Origin of the sequence: Streptomyces sp. NPDC088387, assembly GCF_044753385.1 — a bacterium.
In the GTDB taxonomy this organism is placed as follows: Bacteria; Actinomycetota; Actinomycetes; order Streptomycetales; family Streptomycetaceae; genus Streptomyces.
In genome coordinates this window covers 332,298-349,466 of sequence record NZ_JBIVNC010000001.1, presented here as the reverse complement: position 1 = coordinate 349,466, position 17,169 = coordinate 332,298, and the positions used below count along the sequence as shown (strand labels likewise).

At 72.8% G+C, this 17,169-nt stretch carries 13 protein-coding genes; 7 read left to right on the top strand and 6 right to left on the bottom strand.

Annotation, left to right across the window (positions count from 1 at the left end; genetic code table 11):
• Positions 1–21: 21 nt before the first annotated feature.
• A complete protein-coding gene (locus ACIQAC_RS01685) occupies positions 22–2,115 on the bottom strand; it encodes a YhgE/Pip family protein (protein ID WP_402186014.1) in 2,094 nt (697 codons plus the stop codon).
• A complete protein-coding gene (locus ACIQAC_RS01680) occupies positions 2,087–3,007 on the bottom strand; it encodes an ATP-binding cassette domain-containing protein (protein ID WP_402186013.1) in 921 nt (306 codons plus the stop codon). Before ACIQAC_RS01680 ends, ACIQAC_RS01685 begins: the two co-directional genes overlap by 29 nt.
• A gap of 193 nt (positions 3,008–3,200) precedes the next feature.
• Between ACIQAC_RS01680 and ACIQAC_RS01675 the strand changes: the two genes are divergently transcribed.
• The 3 genes from ACIQAC_RS01675 to ACIQAC_RS01665 all read left to right on the top strand — a co-directional run bounded on the left by ACIQAC_RS01675 (position 3,201) and on the right by ACIQAC_RS01665 (position 5,415).
• Positions 3,201–3,755 carry an SAV_6107 family HEPN domain-containing protein gene (locus ACIQAC_RS01675; protein ID WP_402186012.1) on the top strand — a complete coding sequence of 185 codons (555 nt, stop codon included), beginning with the start codon at positions 3,201–3,203 and terminating at the stop codon, positions 3,753–3,755.
• 211 nt (positions 3,756–3,966) lie between these two features.
• Positions 3,967–4,737 carry a methyltransferase gene (locus tag ACIQAC_RS01670; protein ID WP_402186011.1) on the top strand — a complete coding sequence of 257 codons (771 nt, stop codon included), beginning with the start codon at positions 3,967–3,969 and terminating at the stop codon, positions 4,735–4,737.
• Between the two features lie 279 nt (positions 4,738–5,016).
• Positions 5,017–5,415, top strand: a complete 399-nt coding sequence (locus tag ACIQAC_RS01665) for a DUF3040 domain-containing protein (RefSeq protein WP_402186010.1) — start codon at positions 5,017–5,019, stop codon at positions 5,413–5,415.
• A gap of 215 nt (positions 5,416–5,630) precedes the next feature.
• Here ACIQAC_RS01665 and ACIQAC_RS01660 read toward each other — a convergent pair whose 3' ends face one another.
• The 4 genes from ACIQAC_RS01660 to ACIQAC_RS01645 all read right to left on the bottom strand — a co-directional run bounded on the left by ACIQAC_RS01660 (position 5,631) and on the right by ACIQAC_RS01645 (position 11,316).
• Entirely contained in the window at positions 5,631–8,129 is a 2,499-nt protein-coding gene (locus ACIQAC_RS01660; RefSeq protein WP_402186009.1) for a transglutaminaseTgpA domain-containing protein, read from the bottom strand.
• The gene (locus ACIQAC_RS01655) at positions 8,126–9,487 is read right to left on the bottom strand and encodes a DUF58 domain-containing protein (RefSeq protein ID WP_402186008.1); all 1,362 of its coding nucleotides are present in this window, start codon (positions 9,485–9,487) and stop codon (positions 8,126–8,128) included. The genes ACIQAC_RS01660 and ACIQAC_RS01655 overlap by 4 nt, the downstream gene beginning before the upstream one ends.
• Positions 9,487–10,521 carry an AAA family ATPase gene (locus tag ACIQAC_RS01650; protein WP_402186007.1) on the bottom strand — a complete coding sequence of 345 codons (1,035 nt, stop codon included), beginning with the start codon at positions 10,519–10,521 and terminating at the stop codon, positions 9,487–9,489. Before ACIQAC_RS01650 ends, ACIQAC_RS01655 begins: the two co-directional genes overlap by 1 nt.
• A gap of 246 nt (positions 10,522–10,767) precedes the next feature.
• Positions 10,768–11,316: a beta-class carbonic anhydrase gene (locus tag ACIQAC_RS01645; protein ID WP_402186005.1), complete on the bottom strand. Its 549-nt coding sequence runs from the start codon at positions 11,314–11,316 to the stop codon at positions 10,768–10,770.
• A 463-nt stretch (positions 11,317–11,779) separates the two neighbouring features.
• Here ACIQAC_RS01645 and rsmH point away from each other — a divergent pair, with 463 nt between their 5' ends.
• The 4 genes from rsmH to ACIQAC_RS01625 all read left to right on the top strand — a co-directional run bounded on the left by rsmH (position 11,780) and on the right by ACIQAC_RS01625 (position 17,161).
• The gene (gene rsmH, locus ACIQAC_RS01640) at positions 11,780–12,739 is read left to right on the top strand and encodes a 16S rRNA (cytosine(1402)-N(4))-methyltransferase RsmH (protein WP_402186003.1); all 960 of its coding nucleotides are present in this window, start codon (positions 11,780–11,782) and stop codon (positions 12,737–12,739) included.
• A 76-nt stretch (positions 12,740–12,815) separates the two neighbouring features.
• On the top strand, positions 12,816–13,388 hold the full coding sequence (locus ACIQAC_RS01635) for a hypothetical protein (RefSeq protein ID WP_402186002.1): 573 nt from the start codon (positions 12,816–12,818) through the stop codon (positions 13,386–13,388).
• Entirely contained in the window at positions 13,385–15,355 is a 1,971-nt protein-coding gene (locus ACIQAC_RS01630; protein ID WP_402186000.1) for a peptidoglycan D,D-transpeptidase FtsI family protein, read from the top strand. The genes ACIQAC_RS01635 and ACIQAC_RS01630 overlap by 4 nt, the downstream gene beginning before the upstream one ends.
• Positions 15,356–15,640: 285 nt before the next feature.
• On the top strand, positions 15,641–17,161 hold the full coding sequence (locus ACIQAC_RS01625; protein WP_402185999.1) for a UDP-N-acetylmuramoyl-L-alanyl-D-glutamate--2,6-diaminopimelate ligase: 1,521 nt from the start codon (positions 15,641–15,643) through the stop codon (positions 17,159–17,161).
• Positions 17,162–17,169: the final 8 nt, after the last annotated feature.

Here is a 17,169-nt window from a genome sequence, read left to right as displayed (position 1 = left end):
AGAAGGACCCGGGAGGCGGCGTCACAGGCTCAGCTCCGGATGCAGCCGGTCCAGCGTCCACACCTGCCGCCGGCGCGCCGACACGGCGGTCAGCGCGAGGGCGCCCGCGGTGAAGGCGAGCAGCACCGCACAGGCCTGCCACACAGGACCCAGGCCACCGCCCGTGATGAGCCTCCTGAGGGCCTCGACGACATAACTCATCGGCAGGAAGGGGTGGATCGCGTTGAAGAAGCCCGGGCTGGTCTGGACGGGGTACGTGCCGCCCGCGGACGTCAGCTGGAGCATCAGCACGGCGAGCACCAGGATCCGGCCCGCGGCCCCGAAGCGCGCGTTCAACCACTGCACGATCGCCGCGAAACAGCCCGTCACCAGGAACAGGAAGCCGACCGTGCCGGCCGCCCGCGCCATCTCCAGGCCGACCAGCCAGTGCAGCACCGCCATCAGCGCCAGCACCTGGAGCACGCCGATCGCGAGGACCGGCAGCCAGCCCGCGAGGGCGATCCGCCACGCCGGGGCGCCGGCGGCGAGGGCGCGCCGGTTCAGCGGCGCGATCAGCATGTAGGCGACCATGGCGCCCACCCACAGGGACAGCGGGACGAAGTAGGGGGCGAACCCGGTGCCGTAGTTGGGTGCCTTGTGCAGCGCCTGGGAGGCCAGTTGCACGGGGTCGGCCATGACCTGCGTACGGTCCTCGCGCTGCTGCTTGTCGTAGTCGGGGATCTGCTCGGCGCCGTCGTGCAGGCCGCCCGCGAGTCTCCCGGAGCCGTCGACGAGCTTGAACATGCCCCCGCTGAGGTCCTCGGCGCCCGTCTTGAGGTCGCCGACGCCCGCGTCCAGGTCCGCCGCGCCCGTGTTCGCCGTACCGATGCCCGTGTGCAGCTTCTTGGCGCCGGCGGCGACCTGCCCCGCGCCCTTGTTCAGGTCGTTGATCTTGGTGACGGCCTTGTCGAGGTCCTCGGAGAGATGCGGGGCGCGGTCGGCGAGCGCCTGGGACTGCTTCTGAAGGGTGGCCAGTTGCCCGTCGAGCTCCTCAAGCGCGCCGGAATGGTCCGTGACCAGCGTGTCGAGGTCGGCGGCGAGCCGCGCGACGTCGGCCGCCGCGTCCCTGGCCGGCTTCAGGTCGGTGCACGCGGTGTCGGGCAGCGGGGACGTGCCGGTGGTCTCGCAGCGCGTGCGGTAGAGCTCGGTGAGCCGGTCGGAGGCCTCGCGTGCTTCCTTGGCGGCGGTCGGGGCGCGCTTCTCCAGGGCGTCGAGGTTCTCCCGGATCGCCCCGGCCGAGTCGGCGACGAACTGTGCCGTCTCCCCGATGCTCTTCTCGTTGTCCTTCAGGAAGGGCCCCACCTTGTCGGCGACCCCGTTGACCCGGTCGGCGAGCGCCTGTGTGCCCGCGGCCACCCGCGCGGAGCCGTCCTCCAGGTCGCCCGAGCCCGTGTCGAGCTTCCGCAGCCCCGTCGACAGGTCCCCGCTGCCCTCCTTGGCGTCCTTCAGCCCGTCGGCGAGGTCCTTGGAGCCCTTCTCCGCCTTCCCGATGCCGCCCTTGAGGTCGTCGGCCCCGTCGGCGGCCTTCACGGTCGCGCCGTGGATGTCGGAGAAGGAGATGAAGATCCGGTCCAGGAAGGAGCGCGACGCGTTGGTGGAGGCCGCCGTGCGCACCTCGCTGAACACCGTCCGCGAGATCTGCCCGACGATGTAGTTGTTGGCGTCGTTCGTCCGCACCTGGAGGGCGCCGGTCTCCGGCGTGTCGCCCGCGCTGGAGGCGATGCGCCGGCTGAAGTCCGCGGGCATGGTCAGCGACAGGTAGTACCGGCCGTCCTCCACCCCCGCGCGGGCCTCCTCGGCGCTCACCTCGCGCCAGTCGAAGACCTCGCTGTCCCGCAGCCCGGAGACGATGTCGTCCCCGGCGTCGATCCGCTTCCCGTCCGCGGTCGCGCCCCGGTCGGCGTTGACCAGCGCCACGGGCAGCCGGTCCAGGCGGCCGTACGGGTCCCAGAACGACCACAGGTACAGCGCCCCGTACAGCAGGGGCAGCAGCAGAAGCGCGACCAGCGCGGCCCTCGGCAGCCGGCCGCGCCCGAACTTGCGCAGCTCAAGCGCGGCGAGCTTCGGCGAACGCATCGCCCGTCTCCTTCGGATCGTCCGAGTCGTCGGAATCATGGGTGGGTTCGGCGACGGCGCCGGGGGCTACGGCTTCGGTGGCGCCACCGGGGTCCACGGCGTCGGCGGCGTCACTGGGGGGCACGGTTTCGGCGGTGTCACCGGGATCCTCGCCGTCGGCCGCGTCGGCGGGTCCGTCCGCCGACGGCGACACCGCGCCCCGCGTCGACACCACCACCGCCCCCTCCGGCGCCTCGCTGCACACCGCCAGCACGGTCGTCCCGGCCGCGGCGAGCGAGCCCAACAGGCCCCAGATCTCCACCCGTTCGGTGTCCGAGAGCTTCAGGTCGGTGTCGTCCACGCCGAGCAGCCGCGGCCGGCCGACCAGCGCCAGCGCGACGGACAGCCGCAGCGCCTCCGTCCGGTCCAGGTCGCGTACGGCGGTGCGGGAGCCCTTGGGCAGAGCCGACCGGTCGAGACCGGCGGCGTCCAGGGCGGCGTCGACACGCAGCCGGGCCTCGGCGACGCGCTCCGCGCGGGGGCGCAGCAGGCCGCGCAGGGAGCCGCCGAACCGGCGTTGCAGCAGCGCCCGTTCACGCAGGTGCTCCCCGACGGTCAGGGACGGCTCCAGGTCGGTGACGCCGGGGACGTGGGCGAGCGCGCTGACCCGGCGCAGCGGGGCCAGTTGCCGGGGAAGCCGGGCGTCGCCGACGGTCGCGGTTCCCTCGGTCGCCCGCATCCGGCCGGTGAGCGCCAGCAGCAGGCTCGTACGGCCCGAGCCAGACGGTCCCTCGACGGCGATCAGCGAGCCGGGCCCCGCGGTGAACGAGACACCGCGGAAGGCCCAGCCGCGCGCGCCCTTCAGTCCGAAGTCATGGGCGGAGACCGCGAGTCCCGCCGGGTTTTCCCCCAACACGTCCCCCCTGGGATGTCGGCCGAGATGGTCGGCGGACGTCCGCCGACAATTGAACTGACTGGTCAGTGCAAAAATTAACCCGAACTTGCGATCGAAGCAAAAGCGCAGGTCAGAACGGATTGTCAGTGGCATACCGCACGATGGACACATACGGCCACAGAGCCGTCACACAGACGACAGGAGGTTCGTCATGGCCAACTCGTCCGCAGCCGCCGCCCGTCGGCGTCGCGCCGCCGGCCCTGCCCCCTCACTGACCGGCCCGGCGAGCGACGTACACCCGGTCCTGCGCCGGGCCACGGCCCCACCCGCCGCCCTCGATCTGCTGGCCCAGGCCCGTGCGGGACTCGACGAGGCCGCCGTTCTGGAAACTCCCAACGAGCGCTATGCCACCGCCCATCTCGCCGCCCTGCGCACCGCCGCGGCCGTCCTGGCCGCACGCGGCCGCCCGGAGCCCAGCACACGCCGACGGGCCCGGATCCGCAGCGCCTGGGAAGTGCTCCCCGAGATAGCCCCCGAGCTCACCGAGTGGAGCGCGCTGTTCGCTGCCGGAGCCCGACGCCGCGCTCGGGCCGAGGCGGGCATCCAGGGCGCGGCCGGCCGCCGGGACGCCGACGACCTGATGCGCGACGTGGCGATGTTCCTCCGCCTCGTCGAACGGATGCTGGTGCTCCAGCCGGTCCTTCCGCACCCCCGCCCGGACGCGGACGAGGAGAGGGAGAACAGCGACATGCCCGACGCCGGCTGAGCGGCCGGGGGAGGGCGGGGGCGCCGGCAGGAAGCCCCGGGGTCGCACGGACGGCGCCCGGCGTCCCGCGAGCCCCGTGGTGACCGTCCGCCACGCGGCAGGCAATAGGGTGGGTGGGGCCTGAAGCCCTCCGCCCGGTCCGCCGGGCCGGGGAGGCAGCCCGTTCGCCCCGCCGCGCAAGAGGCGGTGCCGCGCCGAGGAGTCAACTGCCGTGTCCGACCCGTCTCGCCCACGCGCCTCTCTCCGTACCGCCGTGGTCTGGGAGGTACTCCAGGACGCCCTGGACCGCCGGGTCAAGGCCGCGGGCCGGGAGTCGCTGGACGTCCTCGACACCGGAGGCGGCAGCGGCAACTTCGCTGTGCCCGTCGCCCGCCTCGGCCACCGCGTCACCGTCGTCGACCCCAGCCCCAACGCGCTGTTCGCCCTGGAGCGCCGCGCCGCCGAAGCCGGTGTCGCCGACCGCGTCCAGGGCGTCCAGGGCGACGCCCGCGGCCTCTTCGACGTGGTCGAGCGCGGCGGCTACGACGTGGTGCTCTGCCACGGCGTCCTGGAGTACGTCGACGACCCGGCCGAGGGTGTGCGCAACGTCGTCGCGGCGCTGCGGTCCGAGGGTGTGCTCAGCCTGCTCGTCGCCGGACTGGGCGGCGCCGTGCTCGCCCGCGCGCTCGCCGGGCACTTCACGGAGGCCAGGCAGGCCCTGTCCGACCCGGACGGCCGCTGGGGCGCCGGCGACCCCGTGCCGCGCCGCTTCACCGCCGAGCAGCTCGCCGCCCTGGCCGAGGGGGCGGGCCTGCGGGTCGGTGCCGTACACGGCGTCCGGGTCTTCGCCGACCTGGTCCCGGGAGTGCTCGTGGACACCGAGCCCGGGGCGCTCGACGCGCTGCTGAAGCTGGAGGCCGCGGCGGCCGAGCTGCCCGCGTTCCACTCGGTGGCCACGCAGCTTCATGTGCTCGGTGAGACGCGGGGGACCTCCGGGGCCTGAGTCCGCTCCCGTGAGGCGGCGCTGATCAGCGGCTCGGCCGTGCATGGAGTACGCCACAGGCCCCCCGATTGCGCGCTTCCCGCCGTATGATCGAAGGAGACCGCCCCGGCATGACGGGTCGGCCGCCGGGGAATGGAAACCTCAGCGGGCCGGGACCGCGCATGGCGGGATCCGGTTGGCCAATTGGCGCAGAGGGGCGGGTTTCACGGGGGCGATTCCCTGCCTATCCTTAAGGGACCCCCCGGGTCGCCCCGGCGACTGCACGATGAGGAGGACTCCGTGCCGCTCTCGGAGCACGAGCAGCGCATGCTCGAGCAGATGGAGCGAGCGCTGTACGCCGAAGATCCCAAGTTCGCGACAGCGCTTGAGGGAAGCGGGCTGCGTACGTATACCCGACGACGGGTCTACCAGGCGGTCGCCGGCTTCCTCGTAGGTATCGCGCTCCTCATGGCCGGAATGGTCGCCAAGCAGGTATGGCTCAGCGTGGTGGGATTCCTGGTCATGCTGGGATGCGCGGTACTCGCAGTGACCGGCTGGCGCAAGGCCCCCAGGCCTGGCGAGCAGCCTGCCACCGACCCGCAGCAGGCCCGCCGTCAAGGGCGTGAGAAGCGCTCCATGATGGACCGGATCGAGCAACGCTGGCAGCGCCGCCGGGACGAGCAGCAGGGCGGCCAGTAGCTCCCACGATCAGCTCCTTGTGACGTTCACACGCATGAGGGGGCACCGTCACACCGACGGTGCCCCCTCATGCGTGTGTCCGGGCCGAAGTCCGCCCGGCCGAGGGCGCGCTCACACGAACGGGCGTGCTCATACGAACGGGTGCGGGGCCCCGGGCGATCCTCCGCCCGGGGCCCCGCACCCGTCACTGCCCGTCCGTCCGCCTGCCTGCCCGGTCAGCCGCTCTGCTGCCCTGAGGGCTTGGGCCTGCGGACCAGCGCCTGCACACGCTCCGCCCAGTGGACCCGCAGGGCCGTCACACGGTCGGTCAGGTCCCACACCGCCCGGACGGCCGAACGCGGCGCCAGTACCGCCCGGATCCGCGTCTTGCGGCTCGCCCGCGAGCGCAGCGCGACCTGGAGACCACGGACGTCCTGGGCGAGTCCCGGTACGGGCCGCGGATCCGGCGCGTAGAGGATCTGCTCCACCGCACCGGCCACCCGGTGCACCGACGCGGCCGCGGTGTCGTCCACGTGCCCGAGCCGGACGATCCGTGCCGCCGCCTTGCGCGGGGTCAGCGCGTCGTCGGGCGCGATGCCGTAGTCCCAGGCCGTGTCCGTCAGCTCGCGCCACACGGCCAGGACGTGGGTCGTGGCGATCTCGGCGGCGTGCCGGGAGTCCACCTGGATCGCGGGACCCGGACCGTCCGCACCGGATCCGCCGCCGGCGGACGCTCTGCCCAGCTCGTCCAGGGCGGCCAGCGCGTGCCGTTCGGACGTCAGCCGCACGGAGCGGCGTCTGACCCGCCAGAGCATGGGTGCCAGGGGCACCGCCACCACGGCCAGGCCCAGCAGGACCCAGGCCGCGATCTGGTACCAGGGCGGCCCGTCGGCACCCGCCGCGGCGGTGTCGTCAGGCAGGGCCCCGGCGCAGGCCTCCAGGCGCTTGTCCTCGGCCGAGCAGCTGGGGTCGGTCGACGGGGCGGCCGACGGCGTGTCCTGCGAGGGCTGCGCGCTCTCCGGCAGATCGGGAACCGTGACGCCGGGCAGGTCGGGCAGGGTGTACGAGGGGGTGGTGCCCCGGTTGGGCGTCGGCTCGAAGCGGGTCCAGCCCACACCCTCGAAGTACAGCTCCGGCCAGGCGTGCGCGTCCCTGAGGCCCACCGCCACCGAACCGTCCGCCTGCATGGTGCCCGGCGCGAAGCCCACCGCGACCCGGGCCGGGATGCCCAGCGAGCGGGCCATCGAGGCCATGGCGAAGGAGAAGTGGACGCAGAAGCCGCGCTTGTCGCGCAGGAACCGGGCGATCGCCGTCGAACCGCTGCCGACCTCGACCTCGGTGTCGTAGGTGAAGCCGCCGCTCACCGCGAAGTACTCCTGGAGCCGTACCGCCTGCTCGTAGGGGTTCGACGCGCCGGCCGTGACCTCGCGGGCGGTCTGCGCCACCACCGGCGGGAGCGAGTCCGGGAGTTCGGTGTAGTCGCGCTCGATCTGGGACGGCGGCGCCGGCGCGTTGGAGAGCTGGTCCGCCGTCGGCTGCACGTTGAGGCTGGTGACGTCGTAGGTCTCGCCGCGGGTGTTCTGGCCGTGGTCGCCGACCAGGGTCATGCCCTCCGGCTCGTAGCGCCACTCGCCGTCGATGTTGACCCCGCTCGGCGGGTACGGCATCGGCAGCCAGTCCTGGGCGTACCAGTCGGCGGCCGCTATCCGGGTGCGTACCTCGGTGCGCGGGACGTCGGGGGAGAGGCCCGTCGGGGTCGGGAACTCGTCCGGCACACCCACGATCTGACGCTTGGACGGCCGCCAGGTGGTCCCGTCGAAGTCGTCCAGGGACACGATCCGCAGATACATGTTGGACAGGTCTTCGGCGTCGGTGCGCAGGGTCAGCACCGTACGGTCCTCGTCGACGTTCAGGCTGTCGCGCAGGGAGACCAGCGGGTTGACCGCGGAGATGGTGCCACCGCCCCCGCTGCCCGCGCCGACGCCGGCCCCGGTGCTGTCCAGCAGTCCGCCGTCCATCGCGGGCAGCGCCAGCGGGACGACCAGGGCGATGCCCAGCGCGACCACGCCGATCCGCCGCCCGGTGCGTACCGGGGCCACCGCACCGCCCGGGCCCGGCCCGCCGCCCTGCGCGCGTGGCGCGCCGGCGAAGACCCGGCCCCACTGCGAGAGCCGGTCCCGGCCCTCGGCCAGCAGCAGCATCAGATAACCGGCCGCCGCGATCAGGAACCACACCCAGCCGCCGGAGCCGTCCGAGAGACCCGCGGCCACCGAGTACAGCGCCAGCAGCGGCAGCCCGGCCGGGGCCGCGCTGCGGAACGTCACGGCCAGCACGTCCACCAGCAGCCCGATCACCAGCACCCCGCCGACGAGCATCAGTTCGATGCCGTCCGACAGGGGCGCCGGGATCGCGTACCGCTCGACGTCGTTGGTGCCCGTCTGGAGCAGATCGGAGAAGTGCTGGAAGGCCTGCGGGCCGGGCACCAGCCCGACGACCGCGTACTCGCGCGCGAAGGCCAGGGTCAGCAGCAGCAGCGACACCAGGGCCTGCGCGGCGATCGTCAGGGACCGCGCGAGCGGCACCCGCCGGGCCGCCGCGCCCACCCCGGACTGCACCAGCAGCAGTACCGAGGCCAGCAGCAGCCAGCCGGGCGTCTCCACCAGCGGCAGCAGGGCGCACGACGCGGCCAGCGTCGCCACCACCGACATGAGCGCCATCCGCGCCCGCATGCTCACGACCGAGCCTCCCCGCTCCCGCCCGTCGCGGCCAGACCCATACGGTCCCGGTCCGCGTGCCGCCACAGCTGTTCCAGCGAGGCACCGCGCGGCACACCGACGGCCGTCCAGCCGGCCTCCCGCAACAGCCGCAGCCGCTCCTCGCCCGGGTCCACGGGGCCGGGCACGTCCGTCGCCTCGCGTGTCCACACATCGCTGTCCAGGACGAAGGCGAGCGCGCCGCCGCTGCGCTGGCGCATCCGCGCGGCCACCGTGGCCTGTTCCTCGTCCAGGTCGCCGAAGAAGGCGACCAGCAGTCCCTCGGTGCCGCCGCGCAGAACGTCGTAGGCGGGCGACAGGCCGATGCCGTCGGAGTGGTCGACCACGGCGAGGGTGTCCATCATCAGCCCGGCCGCGTCCGCCGACTCCTGGTTGGCGCCCGCGAAGCCGTCGGCGCCCTCACCGGGCACCGAGGTGCCGGTGTCCGTCAACAGCCGTACCGAAAAGCCCCGTTCGAGCATGTGCACCAGCACGGAGGCGGCGCCGCTGACGGCCCACTCGAAGGCCGAGTCCGGGCCCGCGCCCCGGTAGGCGAGACCCCGCGTGTCGAGCAGCACCGTGCAGCGCGAACGCTGGGGCTGCTCCTCGCGGCGCACCATCAGCTCGCCGTAGCGGGCGGTCAGGCGCCAGTGGACGCGGCGCAGATCGTCGCCGTAGCGGTAGCCGCGCGGGATGACGTCGTCCTCGCCGGCCAGCGCGAGCGAGCGCTGGCGCCCGTCGCCGTACCCCTTCGCCTCGCCGGTCAGCCGCACCGGTGGCAGCGACTCCACACGCGGGATCACGGTCAGGGTGTCGTACGTCGAGAAGGAGCGGGTCAGCTCGCACATGCCGAACGGGTCGGTCAGGCGCAGCTGGAGCGGGCCCAGGGGGTAGCGGCCGCGCAGATCGGAGCGGACCCGGTAGGACACCTCGCGGCGGCCGCCCGCCTCGACGCGGTCGAGCACAAAACGCGGACGGGGGCCCAGTACGTAGGGCACCCGGTCCTGGAGCATCAGCAGGCCCGTGGGCAGCCGCGAGACGTTGTCCATCCGCAGATGGACACGGGCCTCGGCGCTCGCGGGCACCCGCGCGGGGGAGAGCCGGCGGCTGCCCGCGACCCGGTAACGGGTGCGGTACAGCACGCCGGCGCACACCAGCGGCAGCACCGCGAGCAGCAGCCCGACCCGGAGCAGATCGCTCTGCCCGAGGACGTAGGCACAGACGGCGGCGGCGATTCCGGCCGCCAGGAAGGAGCGCCCGCGGGTGGTGAGGCCGGCCAGTGCCGTGCGCAGGCCGCCCTTCTCGCCCCGGTCGGCCTCCGCATGACCCGCGGCGCTCATCACAGCCTCCGCGGCGGCTGCTGGCCGTACCCGCCGGTCGCGCGGCCGAGCCCCAGACCGTTCTGCTGGGGCGTCGCCGGGACCGGGGTGTGCTGGATGATCTCCTGCACGACCTGCTCGGCCGTGCGCCGGTTGAGCTGCGCCTGGGCGGTGGGCAGCAGCCGGTGGGCCAGGACGGCCGACGCGAGCGTCTGGATGTCGTCCGGCAGCGCGTACTCCCGGCCGCTGAGGGCCGCGGACGCCTTCGCCGCGCGCAGCAGATGCAGCGTCGCGCGCGGTGAGGCACCGAGTCTCAGATCCGGGTGCGTACGCGTGGCGGCGACCAGGTCGACCGCGTAGCGCCGCACGGTGTCGGCGACGTGGACGCCGCGCACCGCCTCGATCAGCTTGACCACCTCGTGCGCGTGCGCCACCGGCTGGAGGTCGTCCAGCGGGTTCACCCCGCCGTGCACGTCGAGCATCTGGAGCTCGGCCTCGGGGCTGGGGTAGCCGATGGACACCCGGGCCATGAAGCGGTCGCGCTGGGCCTCGGGGAGCGGGTAGGTGCCCTCCATCTCGACCGGGTTCTGCGTGGCCACCACCATGAAGGGGCTCGGCAGCTCGTAGGTCGTGCCGTCGATCGTGACCTGGCGCTCCTCCATCGACTCCAGCAGTGCCGACTGGGTCTTGGGGGAGGCGCGGTTGATCTCGTCGCCGATCACGATCTGCGCGAAGATCGCCCCGGGCTTGAACTCGAAGTCCCGGCGCTGCTGGTCCCAGATGGACACCCCGGTGATGTCCGAGGGCAGCAGGTCGGGCGTGAACTGAATACGGCGTACCGAGCAGTCGATGGACCGTGCCAATGCCTTGGCCAGCATTGTCTTGCCCACGCCCGGAACATCCTCGATCAGAAGATGCCCCTCGGCGAGCAGCACGGTCAGCGAAAGCCGTACGACCTCGGGCTTGCCCTCGATCACTTCTTCCACCGAGCTGCGAACCCGATCCACGGTGGCAGTCAGATCAGTAAGGCTTGCTCGATCGTCATAGGTCGTCACCCGGCCCTCCTCGGCCCGTTCTTTTGCCGGGCCGACGCTCTGCGACGCGGCACCGGCCCACCCCAAACACGAGCACCACGCGGGAAAAGTTCCGCGCGACGCCACCATCGCATTCTTGTTGCCGTTACCGGTTCGTGTCACTCGACTGTGGACAACTGGCCGCGATATGCCGCTCTTGCTGCCTTTTGTGCCCCGCAGAACCTGAGATTCGCGAAAAACGAGAACCCGGACCGGTGGTCACGGCGGTCACTCCGGGTCGATTTCCCGCAGCAGACCGGTCCGTACATCGAAAACAAACCCGCGCACATCGTCCGTATGCGGCAGGAACGGCGAGGTGCGCACCCGCTGCATGGACTGCCGTACATCCTGCTCGACGTCCTTGAACGCCTCCACCGCCCAGGCCGGACGCTGCCCGACCTCCATCTCCAGCTCGTGCCGGAAGTCCTCGGTGAGCGACTCCAGACCACAGCCGGTGTGATGGATGAGCACGACACTACGCGTGCCCAGCGCGCGCTGGCTGATCGTGAGCGAGCGGATCACGTCGTCGGTGACGACCCCGCCCGCGTTGCGGATCGTGTGGCAGTCGCCGAGTTCCAGGCCGAGCGCCGCGTGCAGGTCGAGACGGGCGTCCATACAGGCCACGACCGCCACGCCCAGTACCGGCCGGGCGTCCATGCCCGGATCGGTGAACGCGTCGGCATAACGCCCGTTGGCCGCGACGAGACGGTCCGTGACCGTGCCGTCCCCGGCTATGGCGCCCTCGGGTCCGGTGGGAACCGATGCAGAAGTCGTCATAGTCATGACGGTACTGGTCACGGGCCACCCGGTCCTGTGGTGAGAGGGGACAAAGGACGCCATTGCGCCTTGTTGTGAGCCAACCCACAGCACGCGCGCGCGGCGGACCACGGCTCGCCCGCACGGGCGTTGTGCCGTCCGCCGGACGAGTGATCCTTTCCCGTACGGAGCTTCACGCGGGCGGGCCGCCACGCGCGCAGGCCGGTTGATTGACCGCGAGACGGGGTGGACTAAAGTGGCGCGAAGCGGGAGGCGAGGCGCTCCCTGCTGGACCGAAACTCCCCGGAGACCCCCGGCGACCTCGATATTCACCGGTGATCTCGCCACGTGCGCGGCGCGTACGTACGGCTCGGCCTCCACCCGCTCACCGGCCGGCCGACGCTTTCCGCGCCGGCGGGCCTCCCCTTCACGAGCGGGCGGGGACCCGGCGGTGCGTACCGCCCGCCGGATCTGAGAGGGCCCCTTGAGCAGCCAGAGTCGACATGTCCCGGTGATGCTCCAGCGCTGCCTGGACATGTTGGCCCCCGCCCTCCAGGAGCCCGGAGCGGTCGTCGTCGACTGCACGCTGGGCCTCGGCGGACACAGCGAGGCCCTCCTCGACCGCTTCCCCGAGGCCCGCCTCGTCGCCCTCGACCGCGACAAGGAGGCCCTGCGCCTGTCCGGCGAGCGCCTCGCCCCCTTCGGCGCGCGGGCCACTCTCGTGCACGCGGTCTACGACGAGCTGCCCGACGTGCTGGACCGGCTCGGCATCGCGCGCGTGCAGGGGGTCCTCTTCGACCTCGGCGTGTCCTCGATGCAGCTCGACGAGGCCGACCGAGGCTTCGCCTACGCGCAGGACGCCCCGCTCGACATGCGGATGGACCAGACGACCGGCATGAGCGCCGCCGAGGTCCTCAACAGCTATCCGCCGGGCGAACTCGTGCGCATCCTGCGCGCGTACGGCGAGGAGAAGCAGGCCAAGCGGATCGTCGGCGCCGTGGTGCGCGAGCGCGACAAGGAGCCGTTCAGCAACAGCGCACGGCTGGTCGAGCTGATCCGCGACGCGCTGCCGCAGGCCGCCAAGCGCACCGGCGGCAACCCCGCCAAGCGCACCTTCCAGGCCCTGCGGATCGAGGTCAACGGCGAACTCTCCGTGCTGGAACGGGCGATCCCGGCGGCCGTGAAGAGCCTCGACGTGACCGGACGGATCGCGGTGCTGTCGTACCACTCGCTGGAGGACCGGCTCGTCAAGCAGGTCTTCGCGGCCGGCGCCGCCACCACCGCGCCGCCGGGACTGCCGGTGGTGCCCGAGCGCTACCAGCCCCGGCTCAAGCTGCTCACGCGCGGTGCCGAACTTCCCACCGAGGAAGAGGTCGCCGCCAACCGCCGGGCGGCCCCGGCACGGTTGCGCGCGGCGGAGCGCATCAGGGAGGACGTCGAGTGAGCCAGGCGAAGGGGCGGGCGCCCGCGGGGGAACAGCGGACCCCACAGAACCGGAGCGCCGACCCGGGGGAGGGCCAGTGAACGGCAAACCCGAACTGCGCGGAAGGGCCGCCCGTCTCGCGCGGCTCTTCCCGACCGGGCGCGGACAGGCCGCCCGTACGCCCTTCGTCCTCTTGGTGGTCGTGCTGCTCGGCGGCGGCCTCATCGGACTGCTGGTCCTCAACTCCGCGCTCAGCGAAGGCTCGTTCCGGCTGGACGACCTCCAGCGCGACACCAAGGCCCTCACCGACGAGGAACAGGCCCTCCAGCGGGACATCGACGCCTACGCCGCCCCCGAGGCCCTCCAGCGCCGCGCGCGGGAACTCGGCATGGTGCCCGGCGGCGACCCCGCCTTCCTCGGCCCCGACGGCAAGGTCAAGGGCGTGCCCTCGCCCGCCGCCGCCCGCCCGGCCGCGGCCCGCGACCCCCTCGTCCTCGCACCCGAGGCGATCACCCACCCGACCCCCGCGAGCACCCCGCCCCGTACGCTCCCGCCCACGACGGCCGCCACGCCGAGCGCCCCCGCCACGCCGACCGCCCCGGCCGTCCCCGCGACCACCCCGGCCGCACCCAGCACACCGGCCCCCTCCACCCCGACTCCCGGCAGGTGACGGAAGTGTCCGACAGGGAACCGCCGCGCCGCCGCGTGCCCGGCCCCGCCCGCCCCGCCCGCCCGCTCGGCCGCCAGCGGCCGGGCCCCGGCGCCCGTCCGACCCGCCGCCCCGCCCCGCCCCGGCCGGGCACCGCCGCCCGCACCATCCGGCTCGGCAGCCCGCGCCCCCGGCTGCGCCTGGTCGGCCTCGCGCTGACCCTGGTGCTGGCCGCCTTCGTCGTACGACTGCTCCAGGTGCAGGCCGTCGACGCCGGCACCTACGCCGCCAAGGCCGAGAAGAACCGGTACGTCGGCTACGTCCTGGCCGCCGAACGCGGTGGCATCACCGACCGCAACGGCGTGGAGCTGGCGGCGAGTGTGGACGCGTACGACATCACCGCCGACCCCACGCTGTTCACCCGCGAGCAGCTGAAGATCGACGACGGGCCCGAGCAGGCGGCCGCGCTGCTCGCGCCGATCCTCGGCGAGGACCAGGCCACCATCGCCGCGCTGCTGCGGCCCGAGAACAAGCAGCTGCGCTACGTCCGGCTCGCCAGCCGGCAGACCCCCCAGGTCTGGAAGCAGATCAAGGACCTGAAGTCGGCGCTGGCCACCAAGGCCGAGACCGACGGGTCGACCGTCAACGTGCTGGCCGGTGTGCTCTCCGTCGCCAGCAGCAAACGCGTCTACCCCAACGGTGAGCTGGCCGCCGGGATACTCGGCTGGGTCAACGCGGACGGCAAGGGCGGCGGTGGCGTTGAGCAACAGCTCAACGGCCTGCTCGCGGGCAAGGACGGCAAGATCCGCTACGCCCAGTCCGGCGGCCGCCAGGTGCCCACCGCGGGCTCCACCGAGACGCCCGCCGTGCCCGGCAGCGACGTCGAACTCACCATCGACCGCGACATCCAGTGGGCCGCGCAGAACGCCATCACCGAGCAGGTGGAGAAGTCCGAGGCGGACAGCGGCTATGTGATCGTCCAGGACACCCGGACCGGCGAGATCCTCGCCATGGCCAACTCGCCCGGCTTCGACCCCAACGACCTCTCCCGGGCCGAGTCCGCGAACCTCGGCAACGACGCCCTCCAGGACGCCTACGAGCCCGGCTCCACCGCCAAGGTCATGTCGATGGCCGCCGTACTGGAGGAGAACGTCGCCACGCCCGGCACGCATGTCGTCGTACCGAACCGGCTGCACCGCGGCGACCGGCTCTTCAAGGACGACATCGACCATCCCACCTGGTACCTGACGCTCAACGGCGTGCTCGCCAAGTCCAGCAACATCGGCACCATCCTGGCCACCGGACAACTCGGCAAGACCCAGGCCGAGTCGAACAAGGTCCTCTACTCGTACCTGCGCAAGTTCGGCCTCGGCGGGTACACGGGACTGGACTTCCCGGGCGAGACCAAGGGCATCCTCGCGCCGCCCGACCAGTGGTCGACCTCGCAGCAGTACACGATCCCGTTCGGGCAGGGGGTGTCCCTCAACGCGATGCAGGCGGCCTCCGTCTACTCGACGATCGCCAACGGCGGTGTGCGCACCGAGCCGACCCTGGTGCGCGGCACCAAGGGCCCCGACGGCCGTTTCGCCCCGGCCGAGAAGCCGGAGTCGACCCGGGTCGTCAGCGAGAAGACCGCCAAGACGCTGGCACGGATGCTGGAGTCGGTCGTGGACGACGAGGAGGGCACCGGCACCAAGGCCCGTATCCCCGGCTACCGGGTCGCCGGCAAGACCGGCACCGCCAACCGCGTGGATCCGGACACCGGCAAGTACCGCGGCTACACCTCGTCGTTCGCCGGGTTCGCGCCCGCCGACCAACCCCGGGTCACCGTCTACTGCGCCATCCAGAACGCCACCAAGGGCAGCTACTTCGGCGGCCAGATCTGCGGGCCCGTCTACAAGGAGGTCATGGAGTTCGCGCTCAAGACCCTCCAGGTCCCGCCCACCGGAGCGCCGCCCGCGAAACTGCCCGTCACCTTCAAGCCCTGACCGTCGGGCCCTGGTCTCCAGGGCCCGACCCGCCACCGCCCCGACCTGCCCCACCGCACCGGCACCGACCGGCCACCAGCCACCCCGCCGACCCTCCTGTCCACCTCTGATCAGCACCGAGCCACCAGGAACCACCTCGTGACAACGATCACCCCCGACCCCGGGAACCACCGCCGGCCCCACCCGTCCCCGGCCCCCTCCTTTCGCCCGGAAGCGGGTGCGCCCGGTACGCTCACCGCCGTGCCACACGCTGATCAGTCCCAAACCACCCAGAAGGGCCAACCCGTGACATATCCGGGGCCGCCCAGGCCGGCGCAGGTCTCCGCCACACCCCTCGCGGAACTCGCCGGTCAGCTGGGTGTGACCGCCCCCGAAGGCGCCGCCGAGGTCACGGGCATCACCCACGACTCGCGCGCGGTCCGCCCCGGGGACCTGTACGCCGCGCTGCCCGGCGCCCGCGCGCACGGCGCCGACTTCGTCACCCAGGCCGCCGGCCTCGGCGCGTCGGCCGTGCTGACCGATCCGTCCGGGGCCGAACGCGCCGCCGCGACCGGTCTGCCGGTGCTGGTCGTCGACGACCCGCGCGGCTCGATGGGCGAACTCGCCGCCACGATCTACGGCCGGCCGGGCACCGGTCTGCTCCAGATCGGCATCACCGGCACCTCCGGCAAGACCACCACGGCCTATCTGGTCGAGGGCGGACTGCGCACGGCCCGTTCCACGGGCCTGATCGGCACCGTGGAGATGCGCATCGGCGACGAGCGCATCAAGTCCGAGCGCACCACACCCGAAGCCACCGACCTCCAGGCCCTGTTCGCCGTCATGCGCGAGCGCGGGGTCGACGCGGTCGCCATGGAGGTCTCCAGCCACGCGCTGGTCCTCGGCCGGGTCGACGGCTGTGTCTTCGACGTCGCCGTCTTCACCAACCTCAGCCCGGAACACATGGAGTTCCACTCCGACATGGAGGACTACTTCCGGGCCAAGGCGCAGCTGTTCACGCCGAAACGCAGCAGGCTCGGCGTCGTCAACATCGACGACGAGTACGGCCGCAGACTCGCGAAGGAGGCCGGCGTCCCCGTCGTCACCTACTCCGCCGAGGGCCACCCCGACGCCGACTGGCGCGCCGAGGACGTCCACGTCGGACCCCTCGACACGCCGTTCACGGCCGTCGGCCCCGACGGGGTGCGGATCGCCGCCAGGTCGCCGCTGCCGGGCCCCTTCAACGTCGCCAACACCCTCGCCGCGATCGTCGCCCTGGCCGCGGCCGGCCTCGAACCGCAGAGCGCCGCCGACGGCGTCGCCGCGGTGCCGGGTGTGCCGGGTCGGCTCGAACGGGTGGACGCCGGGCAGGACTTCCTCGCCGTCGTCGACTACGCCCACAAGACGGACGCCGTCGAGTCGGTCCTCAAGGCGCTGCGCAAGGTCACCAAGGGCCGGCTGCACATCGTGCTCGGCTGCGGCGGCGACCGGGACATCACAAAACGCGCACCGATGGGCGCCGCCGCCGCCCGGTTCGCCGACATCGCCGTACTGACCTCCGACAACCCCCGCTCCGAGGATCCCCTGGCGATCCTCGCCACCATGCTCCAGGGCGCCGCGTCCGTACCCGGCCACGAACGGGGTGAGGTGCTCCTGTTCGAGGACCGCGCCGCCGCCATCGCCGCCGCCGTGGACCGCGCACGGCCCGGGGACACCGTGCTGGTCGCGGGCAAGGGACATGAACAGGGCCAGGACATCGCCGGAGTGGTGCGCCCCTTCGACGACCGCCGGGTGCTTCGCGAAGCAATCCGGAAAACCCAGGGATGAGAATCCAG